This is a genomic window from Ralstonia sp. 22111 (assembly GCF_052045895.1).
GTDB lineage: Bacteria > Pseudomonadota > Gammaproteobacteria > Burkholderiales > Burkholderiaceae > Ralstonia > Ralstonia wenshanensis.
This window is the reverse complement of sequence record NZ_JBQEPR010000001.1, coordinates 875,783-896,108: the sequence shown is the minus strand read 5'-3', so window position 1 is coordinate 896,108 and position 20,326 is coordinate 875,783. Positions and strand designations below refer to the sequence as shown.

The window sequence follows — 20,326 nt, the reverse complement described above, 5'->3', positions numbered from 1 at the left end:
GTGCCCCTTAGTCGACCCAGACCTTGCCGTCCTGGCGATGTACCGACGCCGGAGAGGCGATCGTGCCGCCCGTGCTATGGCCGTGCTCTGCCTCACGCATGAGCGAACGCGGCATGCCCGGCACGATCACCGTCGGCACACTCGGGCGCGGCGGCGGAACCACCTTGCCGTTCTGCATATGCGGCGGGTTCAAGCCGGCATTGTTGGGTACGCTTGTCGGCCCCGCCGCCTCTGCTGTCCCCACAAGCCCGATCACAGCTACCAGCAGGCCCGTGCATGCCCACGCTGGCGCGCAATGTTTGGAAGTCATGATTTGTCCCCTTGACCAAACGTGCCTCCCTCACCTCAGGGAAGCGCTCGTCCCGGTTTTCCAAACACTGCCGCAACAACGAGATTTGACGGCCCTCGTGCCATTCCCTCTCGATGCCACTTGTCGAACGTTCTGACCGCGCTATGTAAAGGGCTGATGGCGCTGAGGTCGTATGAGCCGTGCAAAAATCACACCAAGTCGGCTAAAGGCTCGAACGCACTACACCTGAGCGCTTTGGCGATGGCGCTTCTTCAAAAAAAAACGCCGAAACGGATTCAACCGTGAAACAGGCTGGCCTGAGTCGCCCCGGAGGTCGAAAATTCGGAGTTCAGACAGTGGAATGCGACTGTTTGAAGGCCGCATGCCGCCCGCAGAGTTTCGACGCTAGCTATTGGCCTTCCATTCTCGATCCACTAGAACCGGTATCCAACATTCAGGCTGAAGACGACCGGCTTCACGTTGATCTGCGTCTTGTTGACGGCCAGCACTTGGCCTTCCTGGCTGCGCAGCGTGATGGTGGATGTAGTCTTCAAGGGCAGATAGGCGACGGTGCCGACAAGCGTCCAGTTCTGGGCGAACTCGTACGACATGCCGATGTTGGCTACGGGCGCCCAGGAACTGGAGGTCGCTGCTGACACTTTGGCGGGGCCGGTCGGGATCTGGCCCATGCCCAACTGCAGGACTTGGCCGAGGTTCTGCATGGCGCTGACGAAATTCGAGTTCAGGCGCAGTTGGGTGAAGAAGTTGTAGCTGACGCCCGCACCAATGAACGGGCGCAGCCTGCTCTGCGCGGTGCCGAAGTAGTACTGCCCAATGAGCGCCGGGTTCCACGCACGGGCAGATGCAACGGGGTTGTTCTTGGGCAGCCCCAGATCAATGAGCGTGAGATTTCCAAGCCCCGGCACGGGCGCCACGACCTTGCCGCGGCCGTAGATGTTCGTGGTGGGCGGGATGCCGCCGACCGCCGTGACGGCCCAGTTGTCGTTGACGAAATACGTCTGCGTGAGCGACAGCGTGGTTGAGCTGCCCGTCTTGGCACTGGTGCCAGGCGATTCATAGGTGCCCAGGCCGAGCGCGCTGGTCGAGGTGGACAGCGGCGTTGACGAATCCGTGGGTTGAATATGAAGCACCCCAACCGAAAGCACGTTGCGCCCGCGGATGTAGCGGTCAAAGAAGCTGCCATCGCTGGCGGTCTGCGCCTCGTTGGATTGGGCATGCGCCACGGGCGCTGCCATTGCGATGGCGGCTGCCACGGCAAAAAAAGAACGAGCGGGGGCGAAGCGCAGAGTGAAGTGCGCCATGGTGTGTCTCCTGTTTTGGAATCGTTGTATTGGCTAAGGCAGGCTGGGGCGTGACGGACTAGGGAGGCGCGCCTCCGTCTGGCGAGATAGAAAACGAAAACGGGAATCGGCCAAGGACCGCTGCCACGCCGTCGTGCGATGCTGGGTCACGCAGGCCGGCACGTACCGAGATGCCGGTGGTCTTGTCTTCGTCCAGCACGAGGCGCACGCCCTCGATGCCTGCCTCGCGCAGCGCGCAGTGCAAGGCATCGGCGGTCTCCATGCGCTTGAGCGCGGGCTTGAAGATCTTGCCCACCGCCGTGAGCGGCATGGCATCAACGATGTGGATCTGCTTTGGCTGCGCGGCGCGCTCAAGGATTGTCTCGCGGACGAAGTCGGCAAGTTCTTCGCGGCTGGCCGTGGCGCCGGGCTTGAGCTGGACGTACGCCACGGGCAGCTCGCCGGCATGTGCATCGGGTCGCCCGATGGCCGCCGCGATCTGGACAGCCGGGTGCCGGTGCAGCGGCTCTTCAATGGTGGCCGGATCAATATTGTGGCCGCCGCGGATGATGAGCTCCTTCTTTCTGCCGGTCAGCCAGAAGTAGCCGTCATGGTCCATGCGGCCGAGATCACCCGTGTTGAGCCACGCCCGGCCATCGCCCAGGTCGATCCACAGGCCCTTGTTGTGCTCAGGTTGCACGTAGCCGCTAAATACGTTCGGGCCCGAGATGACGAGGACACCAGGTTCATCCGTACCGCAATCACGCACATACCGGCCGTCTTCACCGAGCACTACGGCCTTCATGCGCTGGCCCGGTACGCGCAGGCCAATAGAGCCGAGTCGCCGGTCGCCCAGCGGTGGGTTGACGCTGCTCACGCACGTACCTTCGGTCAGGCCGTAGCCCTCCAGAATCTTGACGCCGGTGCGCTGCTGGAACGTGCGGAAGACTTCGACGGGCATGGGTGCCGCGCCGCACAGGCCGTACTGCAGCGAGCTGATGTCGTGTTGGCCCAGGGGCACATCGAGCAATGCTGCATAGAGCGTTGGCACGGCGCTGAAGAAGTTGATGCGGTGGCGCTCGACGATCTCCCAGAAGCGGGGGACAACGCCATCGCCGCGGTACCCCTGGGGGGTGCCGAGCACCACGTGCGCCCCCTTGAAGAACGGCAGAAGCCCGGTCGCCAGCACCGCGTTCACATGAAACAGCGGCAGCCCGCAGAAGATCGTTTTGCCAGGGCCGACGCTGTTGCCCAGGAACTGGCCTGCGGCCCACGCATTGGCTACCTCGTTGCCATGGCTGCGCATGGCAATCTTGGGCAGGCCGGTGGTGCCGCCTGTGCAGAAATATGAGGAGGTATCCCCCGCCTTGAAGACCCGCGGAAACGCCAGCGTTGCGCCGGATTCACGCGCCATCGCCGTGCCGAAGTCGTGCAAGTGGATATGTCGCGGCACGGCGGCGCGCACACCTTCCCGGCCATACAGCCGCTTGCATTCCCGGCGCTGCACGAGCCGCGCCATCCAGCCCTTGGGCCCACGCACGCGGTCGGCCAGGTTGACGAGCACCAGATGCTCCAGCGATGGCACCTCGCCCAGAATGCGCTGCACCTTCGGCCACAGATCGGTGCCCGGAAACGGCGCAAGCGTGACCAGCACGCGCGCGCCGGCAGCCTTGAGCAGATCGGCAATGGCGGGCCCTTCAAGCAGCGGGTTGATGGCGCAGACCGTGCCTGCTGCCTCACCACCCCAGATCACGAAATGCGTTTCGGGCAGATTCGGCAGCACGTAGGCCACCACTTCATCGCGGCGAATACCGAGCCGCGTCAACAGGTTGGCCGTGCGCGTGATGTCTCGCACCAGCTCGTGATACGTCCACGTCTGCGCCTTGCGATGATCTGCCGCGCGCAGGAAGAACGAGAGCGCCGGAGCAGACGGATTGATGGCGGCGCCGCGCCGGATCATCTCGTACGTACTGGTCGGTAGGTCTGCGGGCATTCCCCGCACTTCAATGGCGAGGATGTCGCTCTGGTTTGCAATGCCGTTCATGCTGCGTCTTCCACCACGCGGTTGCGCTGCGTGCCGAGGTCGATCTCGCTGTCTGCGCTGAAGATGCGCGCTTCGACAACGTCGCCGGGCTTCAGGTATTGCGGGCGCGCAGCCTGCACCTTCATGAACATCCGCCACTTGGTGACTTCCGGCAACAGCGCAGCGATGCGCTGCTTCGCGGGGGACGGAACGCTCAGCGCGCAGCCAGCGGGCGTACCCGTGGCGATCAGGTCACCGGTGTGCAGATCGTGAACGCCCGACAGCTCGGTCAAGGTTTCTGCGGGCCCGTGGACCAGGTTGGCGGTGGAATCGCTTTGCCGGATCACGCCGTTGACGGTCAGCCTGAGTTGCAGATCGCGCAGCCGGCCGAAGTCGCGTTGCTGCAACAGGCACAGGTACGGGCCCACCGGGCCGAACGTGCGATAGCTCTTGCCCTTGTAGAACTGCATCTGCGGAATCTGGATGTCGCGCGCCGAGTAGTCATTGACGATGACAATGCCCGCCACGTAGTCATGCAGATTGGCATCCGTGACCGACTCGCGCGTCGTCACCTCGCGTTTCATGACGAGGCCCAGCTCGATCTCGTAGTCGAGAAACCGCACGTGGCGTGGCCGCACCACGTCGGACGTGGCAGGCACGATGCAGCCCGGCGCCTTGGTGAACACCATGTTGAAGTGCTTGGCGTCCGGGTTCATGCCCGACTCGATCATGTGCTGCCGATAGTTCGCACCCAGACAAACGAACTGCTGATTGCGCGTGACCGGCGAAAGGATTTCGACCTCAGACACCTTGATGGCGGCGCCGGCCAATCCCGAGAGCGCTTCCACCGTGTTGGACTGGAGAAACGCAGCGGTGGTCGGGAAATCGCCCGGAATGGGCGTGATCATGCCGGCGCGGATCAGGCCCCACTGGGCGCGACCCTGGTATCGGTAATGCAGAACATTCAGTGCCATGGGCGTATCGGGGCGGTCGGTCAGGAAACGGGTTAAGCGAACAGCTTGGCCAGCGTACGCAACTTGCCGACTGTAAGGTCGGGGCTGTTGCGCAGGTTGCGCAGCAGCGCGACGAGCTTGGACAGAGAGAGCTTGGGCTTCGTAAAGCTGCGCGGCATGACGGGGCCCCATTGCGACATCGCTTCACGGCTCACGGCATGGATCCCGGTGGGCTGGTCGGCGGTGAACATGTCGCCGTCGCAGTAGTGTTCGTGCTTGTCGCCCCAGGGGTCTTGCCAGTAGTCGAAGATCTGGCTGCCCAGGATGTGCCGGCCGATGCCCCACGCATGCTTCCAGCCGCGTTCGCGCAGGATGCGCTGCCCCATGCCGATGGCATCGGCGTCGATCACTTCAAATGCGCTGTGGCTGTAGATGGGCGCGAAGCCCTGGGCGAGCGCGAGCGTGTGGTGATCGGCAGGCGTTGCGCCCAGGTCGAGCCGCATGAACGCCACCGCCGGTGAGCCATCGGGCAGCACCTGCACATCGCTGGGAATGAAGCCGAAGTGCTGTGTGTACCAGGCGCTCGTGGCCTGGTAGTCGGCCACTTCCAGCACGACGTGGCCCAGGCGGATGACCTCCTGCGGCTTCGCCTGAACGCGCTGCGTGTCATTCACGCGGACGATGCTGTCGGCCGTATTGAGCGCCAGTGCCGCGCGATGCGGCAGCGTGCCGCTGGGCGCCTGGCCCCAGATGGCATCAACGCGAAAGCCGGACGGATCACGCAGGCGCACGCACAGTCCGCCGCCCGGTGCGGTGATGGGCTCCACGCCTGACGCACCCGGCACGCGGGCCAGCGATTCCAGGTCTTTGCTGTCGGCAACACGCAAGCCGAATCCGACAAAGCGGTCTGTATCTGCCTTGTGGACGACGTAGCAGAACGGGGCGGCACTGGTGCCTCGCATGAACAGCCGTTCGTCATCGCGCGCCACGGTGTGCAGACCGAAGTCGGTCAGGAACTGCTCTGCCTTGGTCAGGTCTGGCCGCTCGAAAATCAGGTAAGCGAGTTCGATCGCCTTGGTGGTCGGGTTCGGGTGGCGGGCAGGTTGGGCAGTCGTGAGTTTCATGGTGAGACCTCAAGCGGCGCGTGCGGCGGGTGCCAGGGAAGACGCCTGCCCGGCCGATGCGCCGAGCAATGCGAGGCTTTCTCGTACAAGGCGCGCGGCGTCCTGTGCCGGGCCGTCATGGACGATGGTGCGATCGGGGCGGACGACAGCGGCCCAGCCAAAGGGCACCGAACGCGGCAGGAAAACCCCTTCCAGGTCTTCCCACGACTCGCCTTGCGCCACGTGCAGGCGCTGGCCGCGATGCGTGATGCGGAACACCTTGCCGCCGGCGGCGGCAAACGTGTTGGCCGTGTCGGCATCCAGTTGTGTGCTGACGTCTTGGCCAAAGCCGATCAACGCGAGCGCGCCGCCGAATACGTCATCGCTCAGTTGAGCCGTGCCATCGCTGCCGCGGACCCAGCCTTGGGCAAGCACGGCGCCACGGCGCAACCGGGAACCACCTTTTCCATTGACGAACAGGCCCCGTGCGAACGCGTTCTTCGGCTTGATGCCGAGTTCTTCGAGCTGGGTACGCAACGGGGGAACCATGCGCACAAAGCGCATGAGCCCGTGCGTGAGCAACGCAACGCCGGCGTTGCGCGGCATCACGAGCTTGCCCATGAACTTCGCGAGATTGATCATCGCCTTCGCATGCGGGCGGCGTTCGCGATCGTACGAATCAAGAATGCCCGGCGCCGCGCGGCCCTGGACGACCCATGCCAGCTTCCAGCAGAGATTGGCCACATCCCGCAGACCAGCAACAAGCCCCTGTCCAACGAAGGGCGGCGTAATGTGCGCTGCGTCTCCGGCAAGAAAGACACGCCCCCTGCTGAACGTATCGACCACGCGCGCGTGGAAGCGATAGACGGCCTTGCGCTCGATGACGATGTCGTCGACGTTGCACCAAGGCTTGAGCAAGGTGCGGATGCGTTCGTCCGATTCCATTTCGGCGCGCGTCTCACCGGGACTGAGCATGAACTCCCAGCGTTCGCGGCCGCCCGGGGCTGTCATGTGAGGCGTCGGGCGGCGATGGTTGCAGAGGAACTCAACGTGGTCGATCGGGCTCGGCACGTTGCGCGCATCGACGATGAGCCAGTCTTCGGCAAACGTCTTGCCCTTGAAGGCCTGGCCGATCAACCCGCGAACGACGGAGCTGGCGCCGTCTGCGCCGATGACGTAGCGCGCACGCACGCGATGCGTCTGTCCGCAAGCCAACGCGACTGAGGCGACGACGTGGTCGTCGGCGGCCTCAAGCCCGTTGCACTCGGCGCCCAGCGCGGTGTGCACGCCGTCGTACTGCTGGAGCTGGCGCCGCAGGCTGCGCTCGAGATCGGGTTGGTAGAACGTGACGAGCTTTGGATGGCCATCGGCGCCGCCGAGCGTATTGACGCGTGCGAATTCGCCAAACACCGGCGAGCGCATACGCACAAACGGGATCGCGATGGTGTCGAGTTCGTGCTCGCCGATAGCCGCCATCTGCAGGATGCGCAGCGCTTCGTTGTCGAGTGCGATGGCGCGGGGCGCCATGAAGATCTCGGTGGATTTCTCCACGACCAGTACCCGTACGCCGTATCTGGCGAGCAGATTTGCCGCCATGGCGCCTACTGGGCCGAAACCCACGATCAGCACGTCGACTGCGGAAGGCAAATCGACCGCCTGAGTTGATCGGGGCGCGAACGGAAGCGCTTCCTGCGCCTCGTGTGCAGCTGTCTCCACGCGAACTCCTGTTCTTGTATCGCCCATGGTTTGGGCGTCTTCGATATTCAAATCATAACTGATAACTTTGTCAACTTTGATCAGGTTAAACTCTAACCCCCGCTTCATCGACTCGACTCCATGCCCCGGACTTCCCCGCCCCGCCCCGCCAAGGCCTCCAAATCCGCCACAGCGGCTACCGCGGCCGCACGAGCCGCCACCGTCGTTGAAGAAAAGGAGCCACGTGGAGCGCGTCGCAAACGCGAGACACGGTCGCGCCTGTTAGAGGCAGCGCTCAAGTTGATGGCCGAGAAGGGAATGGAGGGCGTTGCGATCAACGAGATCACCGAGGCCGCGGATGTCGGCTTTGGCTCGTTCTACAACCACTTCGAATCGAAAGAGGCGATCTACCTGGCGCTGACGGACTGGGTGTTCGAGGAGTTCGCAGACACGCTGGACCGGATTGCCGACGGCCTTGCCGACCCTGCCGAAGTGATTGCCGTATCCGTGCGGCACACGCTGCTACGCGCGCGACGTGAGCCGGTGTGGGGGCAATTCCTGATTCGCGAAGGATTCTCGCCGCGCATCCTCAGCCGTGGGCTTGGCCAGCGGCTGCTTCGCGACATCGGGCGGGGCGTGGCGGCAGGTCGGTTTGACGCGCCCGATCCATTGATGAGCCTGATTTCCGTTGGCGGCACCGTCCTCGCCGCCGTGGCTGTAGGCGTGCAGATCGATGCGCAATCGGAGCCGGCAGCCACGCTGCTGAAAGACCTCGCCCCCAATGAAAGCGATCTTCCGGAACGGGCGGCATCCGCGCTGCTGCGCATGCTCGGATTGAGCCACACAGAAGCCGAAGAGATTGCGCATCGCCCATTGCCAAAGATGGGCGCAAACGCCGAGGTTTTACAAGCGCAACCGTAGAAGGCCCTGCGAACTTATACGGCAGAACGGTCCCGCTTCCTACCGGTGCCGGGACGATGGTGGCGCGCAACCTTACTAGGTTGCCGGAGGAGCCTTTAGCTCAGTCGCGATCTGCTCGAACAGCTTCGATGTCCAGTCCGGCGGAAAGTTGAGCGGCGCGAGGATCGGCTTGCTCACGATCGCCACGTCCGTGTTCGACTCGTTCAGCCGATGCAGCCATATCGCAATGCGTTCGCCCCAGCTCCACAAGGAGATGCCGTGGGAGACAACAATGCGCCCTGCCGCCGGGTCACTTTCCACGAGTTCGAGTTTCTGCGCTTTCGCGGCAGCAAGCGTGGCAGCGTAGACCGCGTTGTAGGGTGCCGCGTAGACCCGATGCACACTGTCTTGCTGCGACGCCTTGACGGACTCGGTCGACGCGCAGCCGCTCAGCGTCGCCGCAAGCATGATGGGGATAAGCCAGCCTCGCATGACAATCTCCGCGAGCAACCCGCTTGCATCTTGCTTCCCAGCGCGACGCAAGCAGTGGATGAGCGCCATGCGTTTGTCACGCACGCCGTCCCTTTCATGCTAGGCGGCTGTTCTGCTCATCCGTTGAGATAGCTCAAGATTCGCGCGCCATTCGATTTGCCATCGGGGCAACACCACAACCGACACCTGGATGGCCAATCCCCGCTTGGAAGACAGCGCTACTTCACCGGCGTCAGAATCGGCGCGCCCTTCTGCTTGATCAGGAACACCACAAACTTGGCCGGCTGCGTGGCGCTGGCGTTGCGCCCGACGGTATGGATGTCGTTGGGGCCTTCGTGGAACGTATCGCCCGCCTTGAGGGTGACCTCCTTGCCGCCGTTCAAACTCATGACGATGCTGCCTTCGAGCACATAGACAAAGGCGTGCGCGTCATGACGATGCACGGGGTCGACCGCGCCCGGCGGATAGTCCACCACGATCATCTCGGCCTCCTTGCCCGGGAACTCGGGCAACGCTTCCGAGCGCAACGGCGTCACGCTTGCTTCTGGCGCCGCCTTGACCAACTGCGCCATCAGCAGGCACGAACACACCACGGCTGCAGCGAAGCACACTGGATTTTTCATGGCATTACTCCAGGTGGGCCTTGTCCAGGCCGAATGCCTTGTCGGACGAACCGGGCACCATGCGGAACGCCACGTTCAGCCGGTTCCAGCTGTTGATCGCGCCCACCAGGAACGTGAGATCGGCCAGCTCCTTTTCGGAGTACTGGGCGCGCACGCTGTCGTAAATGTCGTCCGGCACGCCCGAGGCGGGAATCTGGGTCAGCACTTCAGCCCACGCCAGCGCAGCACGCTCGCGCGGCGAGAACAGCGTCGACTCCCGCCAGATCGCCACGTGGTACAGGCGCAGTTCACGCTCGCCGTGGATCTTCGCCATCTTGACGTGCATGTCGACGCAGAATGCGCAGCCGTTGATTTGCGACACGCGCAGTTCGACAAGCTCGCGGATGTGCGTCTCGATCGTGGTTTTCTGCAGCAGCGTGTTGAGTTCCACGAGCTTCTTGCTCAGTTCCGGGGATTGCTGAAAGTAGTTGAGGCGTTGCGTCATGAAGCGCTCCGGTGGAGAAGACCGAGTGGTCGTGCCCGGCAACGGCGAGATGCGCCGCCCTGGGCCTGTTGTGTGGAATATGTCAGCCGCTGATCAACGGTTTTTTGCCTGCGTGCCAAGCCATTGATCGAGACCGGTGCGTCCGATCCAAGCCTCGCCGAGCGGCACGAGCGAAAGTTCCTCGACCAGGCCGCCGTAGTACCGCGCGTCGGGATCGGTCACCACTTGGCGTGCGTCGCCGATGGATTCCAGATAGCGCGCGATGATCTGGGCGAAGGGCGCGCGGTCCGGTCCGGCAATGTCGACCGTGCCGTTCAGCGGTGCCGCGAGTGCCACCTGCGCGAGGATTGCCGCAATATCGTCGGCCGCGATCGGCTGGAACAGGCCGTCGCCCACGCGTACCGTGCCTGCGACCGTGCTGAAGTCGGCAATGCCGCCGATGAACTCCATGAACTGCGTTGCACGCACGATCGTGTACGGCACGCCGGCCGCTTCGATCGCCTCTTCCTGCGCGACTTTGGCGGTGAAATAGGCGTTGTCCGCCATCCGATCCGTGCCGACGATGGACAGCGCGACGTGATGGCGCACGCCCGCGGCAACTTCTGCCTTGCCAAGATTGCGCGCCGAGCTGCGGAAGAAGTCGAGCACCGCTTGCGGCTCCCACGACGGTGCATTCGTCACATCAACAACGACATCCGCGTCGGTGAGTGCGTCGCTCAGGCCCTCGCCTGTGACCGAATTCACGCCGTTGCGCGGCGAGGCGGCAAGCACCGCATGCCCTGCTTCGCTGAGCAGCGTGACAACACGTGAGCCGATGAGGCCCGAACCACCGATGACGACAATCTTCATGGCAACTTCTCCGTATGAGAGTCAGTGAACGCCCGAGGCGCTGAGGGGGCGCGGCGCCGTCCGAACATGTCGCTGTCGTCGCATCGCTTGAGGCCAGTGTGGAACAATCACGCCCTATAAATAAGGGCCAAGAATTGTCGAAATGACTAGTCCAAGTCGTTTCCACCTCTCTTGCAGACGAGGCCGCCATGACCGCTCCCACACCCGCGCTGACCATCGAAATCGATCGGCAAGAGGCATTGCCCGTCTATCAGCAGATTTGCGAGCGCTTCAGGACGGCGATCGCGGCTGGGCATCTGCGCCCCGGCGATCGCGTGCCCGCATTGCGGGGCCTGGCGGCACAACTGAACACGGCGCGCGGCACCGTCGAGTTGGCCTATACGATCCTTGTTGATGAAGGCTACCTGCAGATGCGCGGGGCGGCCGGCACGTTTGTGTCGCCGTCGCTGCCGGCCACGGTGGTGCGCTCATCACGTCGAGCCGCGCCGGAAGATGCAAGCGGCAAGCGGGGCGTGGGAAATACGCGCGCACAAAAGACGTCCGACGCGTCAGATCGGATGCCGCAAACCCCCGCGCGCCCATTGACAATCGCCGTCGCAATGAGCGGCGAGCCGCGGCCGTTGCAACCCGGCCTGCCCGCGCTGGACGCCTTTCCGCGCAAGGTATGGAATCGGCTCGTATCGCGCCGCGCGCGCAGCGGCGAACGTGCCGTGCTTGCGTACCCCGATCCGGCTGGCTACCGGCCGCTGCGCGAACACATCGCCACCTATCTCGGGCTGGCACGCGGCGTCACCTGCTTGCCCGAGCAGGTGTTCGTCACCGGCGGCTATCGCGCAACGCTGGAACTCGTGCTGCGCAGTCTCGCGCAACCGAACGATCGCGTATGGTTTGAAGACCCTGGCTACCTGCTCGCGCGCAGCTTTCTTGCCGAAACGGGCATCCAACTTGTGCCGGTGCCGGTGGATGAAGAAGGCCTCAACGTCGAACGCGGTATCGCACTGGACGCGCAAGCGCGCTTCGCGTTGGTGACGCCGTCTCATCAGAGCCCGCTGGGGCACACGCTTTCGCTCGCCAGACGCATGGCGCTGCTGGATTGGGCCGAGAAAGGGTCTCGCTGGATTGTTGAAGACGATTACGACAGCGAGTTCCGTTATCAAGGCCGGCCATTGCCGGCATTGAAGAGCCTTGACCGCCATGATCACGTTATTTATTGCGGCACGTTCAGCAAGATGATGTTTCCCGGTTTGCGGCTCGCGTATGCGGTCGTGCCGGAGCGCGCCATCGAGCGCGTCGGGCGGGTGGCGTGCAGCATGAACGCCGGCTCGCCAACGCTGTTGCAGGCGGCCGTTGCAGATTTCATGGACGAAGGACATTTCGCGCGCCATGTAAAGCGCATGCGTGCGTTGTACGCGCAGCGCCGCATGCTGATCGCGCACGCGATGGAGCATGCGTTCGGCCCGCGATTGCGCGTCGAATTGCCGCCCGGCGGCGTCCAGTTCGCGGTGCACTTCACCGACGGGGCAGACGGGCCGGTCGACGATGTTGCCGTTGCCGCGCGTGCGCGTGAGGCCGGGCTCGCCGTGCTGCCACTTTCAATTTGGTACGCGAATGGTCGGACACCCCATGTGCCGCGCGGTCTTGTGATCGGCTTCGCCAACATTGCCGATGCAGGTGAAGCGGCCCGACTCGCTCAAACGTTGCGTACGTGCTTGCCTGACTGACACGATGGTTCCGCCCGGCTGGCCTGGGCATTCCCGCCCATCCCGGGAATGCGTCAATCCGTTGTTATTGGCTGTAGCCACGCCGCTCTATGGCGGCTAGCACGTCCCACGTCTGCGGATCGACTTCGCGGCCCCCGAGCGACATTGATACGTACGCATCAATCGCATCCATAAAGCCTTTGATAAAAGCCGGTGGGAACGCGTGTGTGGAGAGGTGCTGAAGCTGCTCACGCAGCATGCCCGGCCGGCATTGGCCGTGTGTGCACATGGCGGTGCGCGTGCGCTTGAGATACGCCTGCGCTGCGATGGCGCCGTTCAGGTAGGTGCGGTTTTTGGTGAGCCTGCCTGTGTCGGATGACGTGGGCGTGGGTGGTGCGGGTGGAGAAGGGTAAGACGCGGGGCGGTGCCCGCTTTCGACAGGTGGCATGTCGGCCTCTCTAAGTTGCAGTGGAGGCACGCCATTCGTCGCCAGACGAGGGGTGGCGGGCCTGACGGCGGGGCTGGCGAACCGGCCCTTAGAGAACGACCGGCAGACCCGAAGGTCTCCCCGCCCGGCCCGCCATAAAAAACGCATGCGAGCAGGAGCGGACCATCGCTTGCGCGATAGCCTCTCTAAGAACTGCTATGCAGGTCGCCAGACCCGGCTGCCGTTGGTGCGGCAGCGGGCCAATTATAGCGATGGGGGCAGCGCCGAAAGTTGGATTATTGATTCGCGCGCAGCGACAGTCGGAAGGTCACGCTCCACTCTCAGACAGTGGAGTGTCACCCTCAAACAGTCGAACGTCAGGGTCAAACACTGGCGTTCCACCGTTCGAGGGTCGAGCGTCAGTGTCAAAGCGTCGCCCTTCGACGGTTTGAGACTGGCGCCTGAAGCTCACACAGTGGAGCGTCACTGTCTGAAGATCGCCCTCCACGGTTCGAGAGTCGAGCTTCACTCTCCAACACTCGAACTCCACGGTCTGGGCCTCGCGCTCCACGCTTGGATGCTGAGAGCGACGTAAGCGGTGGCATGGTCCCGCAGGCCGGCGATGTCGAGCTCGTATCGTGACTTCGCCGCCGCGATCGCCGGCTGAGCCGCATACAGGCGTGGCGGCATCTCGGCCGAATGGGAGAGGCCCGCAATAAAAGCGGCTCGCCGGACTGCAGTTCTTCTGTCTTGTGCCGATTACCAGCGGTGACGGCGTGCCGCGCGCGCGCCCCAGACCGACCGCGGTCTGCCTTGTCGAAGAGGCAGACATGCGGTCCGTCGTTGCGCCCAAGACCACAACATGCCCCTTCGCCCCCTTGCCCGACGGCTGGCCACATCGGCAGGCCACCATCCCTTTATCGTTGGTGCGCTGGGCACGCTGCTGACGTTGATTGTCCTGGCAATCAGTGCGCTGACACTGTGGGCCAACCGCGAAACGGCCATCGAGCACGCTAACGAAACCTCGCGGAATGTCGCCGCCGTTCTGGCAAGCCACATCTCGCGCACCGTTGAATCGGCAGATCAGTCTCTGCTGATGCTGATTGCCGCGCTCGACAAGCCCGGCATCCGGCAACTCGATCCAGAGGTACAGCACGACCTGCTTTTCAGCCAGACGGCTTCCGCCCGATATGTCACCGGCATGGGCGTGACCGACGACAAGGGCCGGCTCGTTGACGGTTGCTGCTCCTCGACGCACCACTGGGATTTCAGCGATCGGGATTACTTCATCGTCCAGCGCGACCACGCAAACGTTGGCCTGTATATCTCCGCCGTCTATAAGGCGCGCTCACGCGCAGGCGTGGAGGCCATTGCCCTGAGCCGAAGGATGAACCGAGCCGATGGGACGTTCGCGGGCACCGCGCTGGTGGCAATCGACCTCGATTACTTCAAGCAGCTTCTTGGGAAGCTCGATGTCGGGCCGCGTGGCATCACGGCCATTGTCCGCACCGACGGAACGCTGGTGGCGAGAAATCCGCCTCCAGGCGCAGCCCGCACGCTCAATTTCAGCAAATCGCTGACGTTCCCGCGCATGGTGAATCAGGAGTCCGGCTTCTACGTAGCACGGTCGGCCAGCGACGGCGTGCTGCGCCTCTATACATTCCAACGTGTGCCGGGCACACCCTTCATCGCCGTGGTGGCCCCGGCAATGAGCGATGCACTTGCACCCTGGCAACGGTTGTCGTGGATCGTCGGGTTGTCGTCGCTGTCGGTCAGCCTCGCCTTCTGCGCGGGCGTATGGCTGCTGGCTTTTGCACTGCGTGGGCGCGTGATGGCCGAAAGCCACCTGCGCGAGCTGACGCAAACCGACCCGCTGACCGGGCTGAAGAACAGGCGCGCACTGGATGTCGCACTGGAGAACGAATGGGACCGCCTGCAGCGCAATGACAGTCGCCTATCCGTGCTGTTTGTCGATGCCGATCACTTCAAACGCTACAACGACGAGCACGGGCATGCCCAGGGCGACTCCGCGCTCCAGGTCCTCGCCCACTGCATTTCCAAGCATGCGCGACGGCGCGGCGACCTCGCGGCCCGATACGGCGGTGAAGAGTTCGTGGTGTTGTTGCCCGATACGGACGAAGCCGGCGCCAGGCAAATCGCCGAAGCGATCCGTGCCGAAGTGGAAGGAACCCGCGCCGGCCCCGGCAACCCAGGCTTGGCCCCCTTCACGGTGAGCATCGGTTGCGCTACGGCGCGGCGCGCGAGCTTCGCGTCGCCGGACGCATTGACCAAGGCTGCGGACGATGCGCTCTACGAGGCCAAGCGCAAAGGCCGCAACCGTGTTGACTGTGCGACGGTTGCCTAGCCTCGCATGAGCGCCGCGCGCCCGGTTATTGCAGCGTGGCCCCGCCCCCGCCCAGATACAGACCGAGCAGGCGCGCGAACTGGCCACCGTCGGTGTTGATCGTCGTCTGGTACGTACCGCCCGAGCCGAAGACGATGGCGAAGGTATGGCCGTCGCCGTATTCCTGCGTGTTGCGCAGCATGTAGTCGACGCGGTTATCGCGATAGTGCTGGTTGGTGCCACCCGGCGTGCTGGACGCCACACCCAGCGGCGTCTGCCACCAGAGAATCGGCAGCCCATTGCCCAATGCGGTCCGATAGTCCAGGTAGCTGCTTTGCGACTGGTGGAAATTCGGCGTGCTGATGTTGGCCTCGTCCCAGTAGAACGTGCCGCTGCGGCCCGTGCATTCAGCCACCGCGGCAACTTCCAGGCATCCGGCGTCACGGTCGCTGGTCTGCGCAACGATGAAGTCGGCCTGGTGCGCGGCCGCAGCACGCATTTCCCCCGCCACCGCGGTTGGCGATCCCGACCAGAACGCGGGCGGGAATCCGATCAGCGCCTTGGGTGCGATCTGGCGCGCCATCTGCACCAGGCACTGCCCGATGCCGGCGGCCGTGTTGGGCAGGCTGCTGCATTCGGGCTGGCTGTTCACCACCGCGGGCATCTGCGTGGGGTCATGGCTCGGTGCTTGCGCCCACACGTAGCCCCAGAAATCGGGCTCAAGGTTGACCAGCACGGGCGCGTTCAGGGCGGCGATACGTTGATACATCAATCGCGCCTGGCTCCAGTAGGTGTTCATGAACGTCGCATCGGTGATGCCGCTGAGGTTGCCGTCACCGTTCTGCGCCATCTGATAGAAGGTGAACATCGGCGTTGCGCCATAGGCCTGCGCGGCCTGCGCGCTGTACGTGATGTAGGCGCCGTCGGGGCTGTTCCAGTAGGGCCACGAGCCAGGCCCCGCACCCACGAGGTAGACATCGATGATGTCCGGCCGAATGCCCTGGCTTTGCATATCCGAAATCGACTGGCCCGAACCGAGGCCGACGAGCACGCGCGAAGGCTTACCCAATTTCTGGACGAGGGCCGCGCTGGCCGACTGGGTCGATGTACTACCGCCGGTGGTTCCACCGCCATTTCCGCCGGTCTGGCCGCCCGTGGTCCCACCACTGGTGCCACCGCTGGTACCGCCTTGCGCCCCTGTGCCACTGCCCGTGCCGGTCGTGCTGCTGGCCTGCGTGCTATCGGATCCGCCACCACAGCCCGCTAGCGCAAACGCAATCGCTGCGACGGCAATCCATCGTTGAGAAAACACGGTCATCAAAAAATCCTTGAAAGAAAAGGTGCATCTGATTGCTGGGCCCCATCGGGCCCATGGCAATCAACTCGCCATGAGTGACGCAATCTGGGCAGCGCCGAGCGCGCCGCGATAGATGCGGAGATCATCGACAAGGCCGTCGAACGTCGAAGTGTCAGCGCGAAATTTTCACCATGCTGCCCGTGGGGCAAGCCTCTTCCAACAGCGGTACCCCCGGGGTACCTGCTTGTTGCTCACACACCCTCCCGACCTTCTTGTTGTCGTCAAACCGCGCGCAAGATTGCACGAACCGTGCCACACCCCCTACGAAAGAGGGGTGATGCGGTTTGGTGCGACATGTGACACCAAGCGTCAGCACATTTCAATGCATTGGCAGATTTGATGAGCTTTTTTGATCAAGCGCCGGGTCGCATGCCGGCCAACATTCGGGCACGGTCCCTTGCGCAAATGGGCGCATCACCGTGACCGCCGCATCGCTTCCGTCCTTGTCCGCCCCGTGTCACCCGGTGATAAATCGCGCAAAATGCTGCGCATCTGCGATGGGGAGGCAAGCCGGTGGGCATCAATTTCGATTTGACGGACTTGCAGGCCTTTCGGGCGGTGGTGGAGTTGGGCAACTTCCGAAAGGCCGCCGAGGCGATCAGCATTTCCCAGCCCGCGTTGAGCCGTCGGATCGACAAGCTCGAGAGCGCGCTGGGTGTGCCCTTGTTCGAACGCACCACGCGCAGCGTCACGCTCACCACCGTCGGGCGCGTGTTTGCCCGCAGTGCCGAACAATTGCTCGACGATCTGGACGTCGCCCTGCTCGGCATCCGCGACGTTTCATCGAGCCGCCTCGGGCACGTGACCATCGCATGCGTGCCGTCGGTGGCCTATTACTTTCTGCCGAACTTGATTGCGACCTACCACCGCCGCTTTCCGCGCATCAGGGTCAAGCTGCTGGATGCAAGCGCGAACGAAGTGCTCGGCGCCGTCATCAGCGGCGAGGCAGATTTTGGCGTGAGCTTCATGGGCAGCCAGGAGCCCGAGATCGAATTCAAGATGCTGCTGCAGGAGCGGTTTGTTGCAGCGTGCCGACGCGATCATCCGCTCGCCCGAAAGAAGCGCGTGACGTGGAACGAGCTTTACACGCACGAATACGTCTCGGTGGACAAGACGTCAGGCAACCGCCTGTTGCTGGACCAGGCGCTGTCAGCGGTGGCGCCGCGAGCGCCCAGCGTGTGCGAGACGCGGCACGTCACCACCATGCTGGGGTTGGTTGAAGCGGGCCTTGGCGTTGCCGCGGTGCCATCGATGGCCATGCCGGGGCGCGACCACCCGATTCTCACGAGCGTGCCGCTGGTTGAGCCGGTGGTGAACCGGCGCGTGGGGATTGTGAAGCGGCGCGGCCGGGCGCTCACACCGGCCGCCGAAGCGTTTCACCGGATGATCATTGAAGCGAAGCGTGGCGGCGTGACAGCAAGCAATGCATAGCCAGCGCCGCTTGACGTGCCACGCGGGCGCGGTGCCTCAATGGGCAAGTACCGAATCGAGACCAGTCGATTTCACATCTGCCTGCACACCGGGCGAAGCAAGATAGTCGAGAAGCGCCTTGGCTTCCTTCGGATGCTGCGCACCAACGGGGATGCCCGCGGCAAAGCGCGTGACCGACTGCAGCGACTCCGGAATCTTGCCGACGAAGGCAGCACCCTGCACCGGCAGCAACTCGCTCACTTGCTGAAAGCCGATTTCATAGTCGCCGGTGGCCACCACTGACGCCACCGGAATGCGCGGGATCATCTTCGCCTTCGCCTTGACCTGATCTTCAATGCCGAGCTTCTTGAACAGCTCGCGCTCGATATAGACGCCGCTTGCGCTGTCCGAGTAGGCAATCGACTTGGCATGCAGCAGCACTTGCTTGAGCCCCTCGGGGGAGCTGATGTCGGGCTTGGCCGCGCCTTCGCGCACGACCATGCCGATGCGCGAGTCGGCCAGTTCCACGCGTGAGTCCGGGATGACCTTGCCCTGCTTGATCAGATCGTCGAGCGCGTAGCCGACCATGATGACGGCGTCGGCAGGCTCACCGCGCGCAAGCCGGTTCGGAATGGCTTCGGGCGACTTGCCCATCGAGGGCCCAAGCGCGGTGTTGAGCGTGTTGCCCGTCTGCGATGCAAATTTCGGCCCGAGCACCTTGTAGGCGGCGGTAAAGCCACCGGAGCTCATGACGTGCAGTTCGGCCGCCTGCACGTGGGCCGCAACTGCGGAGGTTGCGACGAGCGCGGCTGCGCACAGTTTCAGAAACAGAGTCTTCATGGTGATGGTCATGCCAGGTCGTACGTGTTTGTGAATATGCGGAACGCGCTCTACGTCAGTGGGCCGGAGCCAGCGCTACCGCGCGACGGCGATACAGCGTCAACGTCGCCAGGAGCGCGCACACGGCGGCAAAACTCATCCAGTAGCCGGGGGCGGCCTTGTCGCCCGTCATGTGGATGATGGCTGTCGAGATGGCGGGGGTAAAACCGCCAAACACTGCTGTTGCGAGGCTATAGGCCAGGGAGAAACCCGCAACGCGCACCTCCACGGGCATCACTTCCGTGAGCGCAACGACCATCGCACCGTTGTAGATGCCGTACATGAACGACAGCCACAGCAGCACGAGCAGCATGTTCATGAAGCTCGGCGCATGCGCGAGGAACGAGAGCGCCGGATAGGCGGTGGCGATGGTCAGCACCGTCATGCTGATGAGCAGCGGGCGGCGGCCGATCCTGTCAGAGAGCACACCCCCAATCGGCAGCCACACGAAATTCGACACCCCCACACACAGCGTGACGAGCAGGCTGTCGGCCGTGCTCAGGTGCAAGACCGTTTTGCCGAACGTCGGCGCATAGACGGTAATGAGGTAGAAGCTCGTGGTGGTCATGGCAACCAGCATCATGCCGGCGATGACGACACCCCAGTTTTGCGCCAGCGTGCTGAATACGTCTTTCATGCTCGGGCGATGCTTGCGTGCCTTGAACTCCTGCGTTTCTTCAAGATTACGGCGCAGCACAAAGATGAACGGCACGATCATGCAACCGACGAAGAACGGCACGCGCCATCCCCATGCGGCGATGGCCGGTGCGCTCAGCCATTGGTTGAGCACAAACCCCAGGCCCGCCGCCACGACGATTGCGACTTGCTGGCTGGCCGACTGCCAGCTCGTGAAGAAACCCTTGCGGCCGGGCGTGGCCATCTCGGCCAGATACACCGATACGCCGCCCAACTCGGCACCCGCCGAGAAGCCCTGCAGGAGGCGCCCGAGCAACACGAGCGCAGGCGCCAGGAGGCCGATCGTGGCGTAGCCGGGAACGAACGCGATCAGCACGGTCCCGCTTGCCATGATGGACAGCGTGACGATCAAGCCCTTTCGGCGACCGACATCGTCAATGTACGCACCGAGCACGACGGCGCCCAGCGGCCGCATGAGGAAGCCGGCGCCAAAAACGGCGAAGGTCATCATCAGCGAGGCGAACTCACTCTGGGCGGGGAAGAAGACGTTGGCGATCTGCGTGGCGTAGAAGCCAAACAGGAAGAAGTCGAACTGCTCCAGGAAATTCCCGGCAGTGACGCGGAAGACCGCGGCGGCCTTTGATTGCCCGGTCGAAAGGCTGGACTGGGGTTGCATCGAGGTGTCTCCTGGAAGCCAAAAAAAGAATGCACCGTCGAACGGCGCTTTGTCGTTTTGGCAATATTCACCGGGAGACCGACAAACGAGAAGTGCAATTTTTGGAAGGATTGATGTGCTTTGGTTATCAATCTTTTCTGGCCTGCATCGCCACGTTTTCGCCGCGCAACTCGGGGGCCGCACTG

The 20,326-nt window shown here is 63.6% G+C and carries 18 protein-coding genes; 4 read left to right on the top strand and 14 right to left on the bottom strand.

All coding sequences use genetic code 11. The features are described from left to right. Positions 1 to 7: 7 nt before the first annotated feature. The 6 genes from ACTJK4_RS04200 to ACTJK4_RS04175 all read right to left on the bottom strand — a co-directional run bounded on the left by ACTJK4_RS04200 (position 8) and on the right by ACTJK4_RS04175 (position 7,298). A complete protein-coding gene (locus tag ACTJK4_RS04200) occupies positions 8 to 310 on the bottom strand; it encodes a hypothetical protein (RefSeq protein ID WP_294868013.1) in 303 nt (100 codons plus the stop codon). 413 nt (positions 311 to 723) lie between these two features. Continuing rightward, positions 724 to 1,611, bottom strand: coding sequence for an OmpW/AlkL family protein (locus ACTJK4_RS04195; RefSeq protein WP_260802939.1), 888 nt, complete (start codon positions 1,609 to 1,611; stop codon positions 724 to 726). A 58-nt stretch (positions 1,612 to 1,669) separates the two neighbouring features. Next, positions 1,670 to 3,634 (bottom strand): acyl-CoA synthetase, encoded by a 1,965-nt coding sequence (locus ACTJK4_RS04190; protein WP_440816221.1) that lies wholly within the window; start codon positions 3,632 to 3,634, stop codon positions 1,670 to 1,672. Beyond that, entirely contained in the window at positions 3,631 to 4,587 is a 957-nt protein-coding gene (locus ACTJK4_RS04185) for a fumarylacetoacetate hydrolase family protein (protein WP_440816218.1), read from the bottom strand. The genes ACTJK4_RS04190 and ACTJK4_RS04185 overlap by 4 nt, the downstream gene beginning before the upstream one ends. A 32-nt stretch (positions 4,588 to 4,619) precedes the next feature. After that, on the bottom strand, positions 4,620 to 5,690 hold the full coding sequence (locus tag ACTJK4_RS04180; protein ID WP_440816215.1) for a VOC family protein: 1,071 nt from the start codon (positions 5,688 to 5,690) through the stop codon (positions 4,620 to 4,622). Between the two features lie 9 nt (positions 5,691 to 5,699). Continuing rightward, positions 5,700 to 7,298, bottom strand: a complete 1,599-nt coding sequence (locus ACTJK4_RS04175; protein ID WP_440816839.1) for a bifunctional 3-(3-hydroxy-phenyl)propionate/3-hydroxycinnamic acid hydroxylase — start codon at positions 7,296 to 7,298, stop codon at positions 5,700 to 5,702. Positions 7,299 to 7,505: 207 nt separating this feature from the next. On the opposite strand from ACTJK4_RS04175, the gene ACTJK4_RS04170 reads away from it, so the two are divergent. Next, positions 7,506 to 8,285, top strand: a complete 780-nt coding sequence (locus ACTJK4_RS04170; RefSeq protein WP_440816213.1) for a TetR/AcrR family transcriptional regulator — start codon at positions 7,506 to 7,508, stop codon at positions 8,283 to 8,285. Positions 8,286 to 8,360: 75 nt separating this feature from the next. On the opposite strand, the gene ACTJK4_RS04165 is transcribed toward ACTJK4_RS04170, so the two are convergent. From ACTJK4_RS04165 to ACTJK4_RS04150, 4 genes are all read right to left on the bottom strand, one after another. After that, positions 8,361 to 8,825, bottom strand: a complete 465-nt coding sequence (locus ACTJK4_RS04165) for a hypothetical protein (protein WP_440816210.1) — start codon at positions 8,823 to 8,825, stop codon at positions 8,361 to 8,363. 149 nt (positions 8,826 to 8,974) lie between these two features. Continuing rightward, the gene (locus ACTJK4_RS04160; protein ID WP_440816207.1) at positions 8,975 to 9,379 is read right to left on the bottom strand and encodes a cupin domain-containing protein; all 405 of its coding nucleotides are present in this window, start codon (positions 9,377 to 9,379) and stop codon (positions 8,975 to 8,977) included. Between the two features lie 4 nt (positions 9,380 to 9,383). Further along, positions 9,384 to 9,863 carry a carboxymuconolactone decarboxylase family protein gene (locus ACTJK4_RS04155; protein WP_316868431.1) on the bottom strand — a complete coding sequence of 160 codons (480 nt, stop codon included), beginning with the start codon at positions 9,861 to 9,863 and terminating at the stop codon, positions 9,384 to 9,386. Positions 9,864 to 9,956: 93 nt separating this feature from the next. Then, complete coding sequence (locus tag ACTJK4_RS04150) at positions 9,957 to 10,712, bottom strand: SDR family oxidoreductase (protein ID WP_440816204.1); 756 nt, start codon at positions 10,710 to 10,712, stop codon at positions 9,957 to 9,959. A 188-nt stretch (positions 10,713 to 10,900) separates the two neighbouring features. Between ACTJK4_RS04150 and pdxR the strand changes: the two genes are divergently transcribed. Next, positions 10,901 to 12,433: a MocR-like pyridoxine biosynthesis transcription factor PdxR gene (pdxR, locus tag ACTJK4_RS04145; protein WP_440816202.1), complete on the top strand. Its 1,533-nt coding sequence runs from the start codon at positions 10,901 to 10,903 to the stop codon at positions 12,431 to 12,433. A gap of 64 nt (positions 12,434 to 12,497) precedes the next feature. Here the strand turns inward: pdxR and ACTJK4_RS04140 are convergent, their stop codons facing one another. Next, positions 12,498 to 12,860, bottom strand: a complete 363-nt coding sequence (locus ACTJK4_RS04140; protein ID WP_414560249.1) for a hypothetical protein — start codon at positions 12,858 to 12,860, stop codon at positions 12,498 to 12,500. 841 nt (positions 12,861 to 13,701) lie between these two features. Here ACTJK4_RS04140 and ACTJK4_RS04135 point away from each other — a divergent pair. Beyond that, entirely contained in the window at positions 13,702 to 15,204 is a 1,503-nt protein-coding gene (locus ACTJK4_RS04135) for a diguanylate cyclase (protein WP_440816199.1), read from the top strand. Between the two features lie 25 nt (positions 15,205 to 15,229). Here ACTJK4_RS04135 and ACTJK4_RS04130 read toward each other — a convergent pair whose 3' ends face one another. Next, positions 15,230 to 16,501 (bottom strand): hypothetical protein, encoded by a 1,272-nt coding sequence (locus ACTJK4_RS04130; protein ID WP_440816196.1) that lies wholly within the window; start codon positions 16,499 to 16,501, stop codon positions 15,230 to 15,232. A 552-nt stretch (positions 16,502 to 17,053) separates the two neighbouring features. Between ACTJK4_RS04130 and ACTJK4_RS04125 the strand changes: the two genes are divergently transcribed. Beyond that, positions 17,054 to 17,971, top strand: a complete 918-nt coding sequence (locus tag ACTJK4_RS04125) for a LysR family transcriptional regulator (protein ID WP_232042110.1) — start codon at positions 17,054 to 17,056, stop codon at positions 17,969 to 17,971. A 36-nt stretch (positions 17,972 to 18,007) separates the two neighbouring features. Here ACTJK4_RS04125 and ACTJK4_RS04120 read toward each other — a convergent pair whose 3' ends face one another. Together ACTJK4_RS04120 and ACTJK4_RS04115 are read right to left on the bottom strand one after the other, a co-directional pair. Next, positions 18,008 to 18,790, bottom strand: a complete 783-nt coding sequence (locus ACTJK4_RS04120; RefSeq protein ID WP_316868424.1) for a substrate-binding domain-containing protein — start codon at positions 18,788 to 18,790, stop codon at positions 18,008 to 18,010. A 55-nt stretch (positions 18,791 to 18,845) separates the two neighbouring features. Next, positions 18,846 to 20,141, bottom strand: a complete 1,296-nt coding sequence (locus ACTJK4_RS04115) for an MFS transporter (RefSeq protein WP_260802954.1) — start codon at positions 20,139 to 20,141, stop codon at positions 18,846 to 18,848. Between the last annotated feature and the right edge of the window lie 185 nt (positions 20,142 to 20,326).

Coding starts and splice junctions, on each gene's coding strand:
- ACTJK4_RS04190 (WP_440816221.1), bottom strand. CDS start 3,634: ATGAACGGCATTGCAAACCAGAGCGACATCCTCGCCATTGAAGTGCGG.
- pdxR (WP_440816202.1), top strand. CDS start 10,901: ATGACCGCTCCCACACCCGCGCTGACCATCGAAATCGATCGGCAAGAG.
- ACTJK4_RS04160 (WP_440816207.1), bottom strand. CDS start 9,379: ATGAAAAATCCAGTGTGCTTCGCTGCAGCCGTGGTGTGTTCGTGCCTG.
- ACTJK4_RS04200 (WP_294868013.1), bottom strand. CDS start 310: ATGACTTCCAAACATTGCGCGCCAGCGTGGGCATGCACGGGCCTGCTG.
- ACTJK4_RS04165 (WP_440816210.1), bottom strand. CDS start 8,825: ATGGCGCTCATCCACTGCTTGCGTCGCGCTGGGAAGCAAGATGCAAGC.
- ACTJK4_RS04170 (WP_440816213.1), top strand. CDS start 7,506: ATGCCCCGGACTTCCCCGCCCCGCCCCGCCAAGGCCTCCAAATCCGCC.
- ACTJK4_RS04195 (WP_260802939.1), bottom strand. CDS start 1,611: ATGGCGCACTTCACTCTGCGCTTCGCCCCCGCTCGTTCTTTTTTTGCC.
- ACTJK4_RS04150 (WP_440816204.1), bottom strand. CDS start 10,712: ATGAAGATTGTCGTCATCGGTGGTTCGGGCCTCATCGGCTCACGTGTT.
- ACTJK4_RS04130 (WP_440816196.1), bottom strand. CDS start 16,501: ATGACCGTGTTTTCTCAACGATGGATTGCCGTCGCAGCGATTGCGTTT.
- ACTJK4_RS04185 (WP_440816218.1), bottom strand. CDS start 4,587: ATGGCACTGAATGTTCTGCATTACCGATACCAGGGTCGCGCCCAGTGG.
- ACTJK4_RS04120 (WP_316868424.1), bottom strand. CDS start 18,790: ATGAAGACTCTGTTTCTGAAACTGTGCGCAGCCGCGCTCGTCGCAACC.
- ACTJK4_RS04115 (WP_260802954.1), bottom strand. CDS start 20,141: ATGCAACCCCAGTCCAGCCTTTCGACCGGGCAATCAAAGGCCGCCGCG.
- ACTJK4_RS04155 (WP_316868431.1), bottom strand. CDS start 9,863: ATGACGCAACGCCTCAACTACTTTCAGCAATCCCCGGAACTGAGCAAG.
- ACTJK4_RS04180 (WP_440816215.1), bottom strand. CDS start 5,690: ATGAAACTCACGACTGCCCAACCTGCCCGCCACCCGAACCCGACCACC.
- ACTJK4_RS04140 (WP_414560249.1), bottom strand. CDS start 12,860: ATGCCACCTGTCGAAAGCGGGCACCGCCCCGCGTCTTACCCTTCTCCA.
- ACTJK4_RS04135 (WP_440816199.1), top strand. CDS start 13,702: ATGCCCCTTCGCCCCCTTGCCCGACGGCTGGCCACATCGGCAGGCCAC.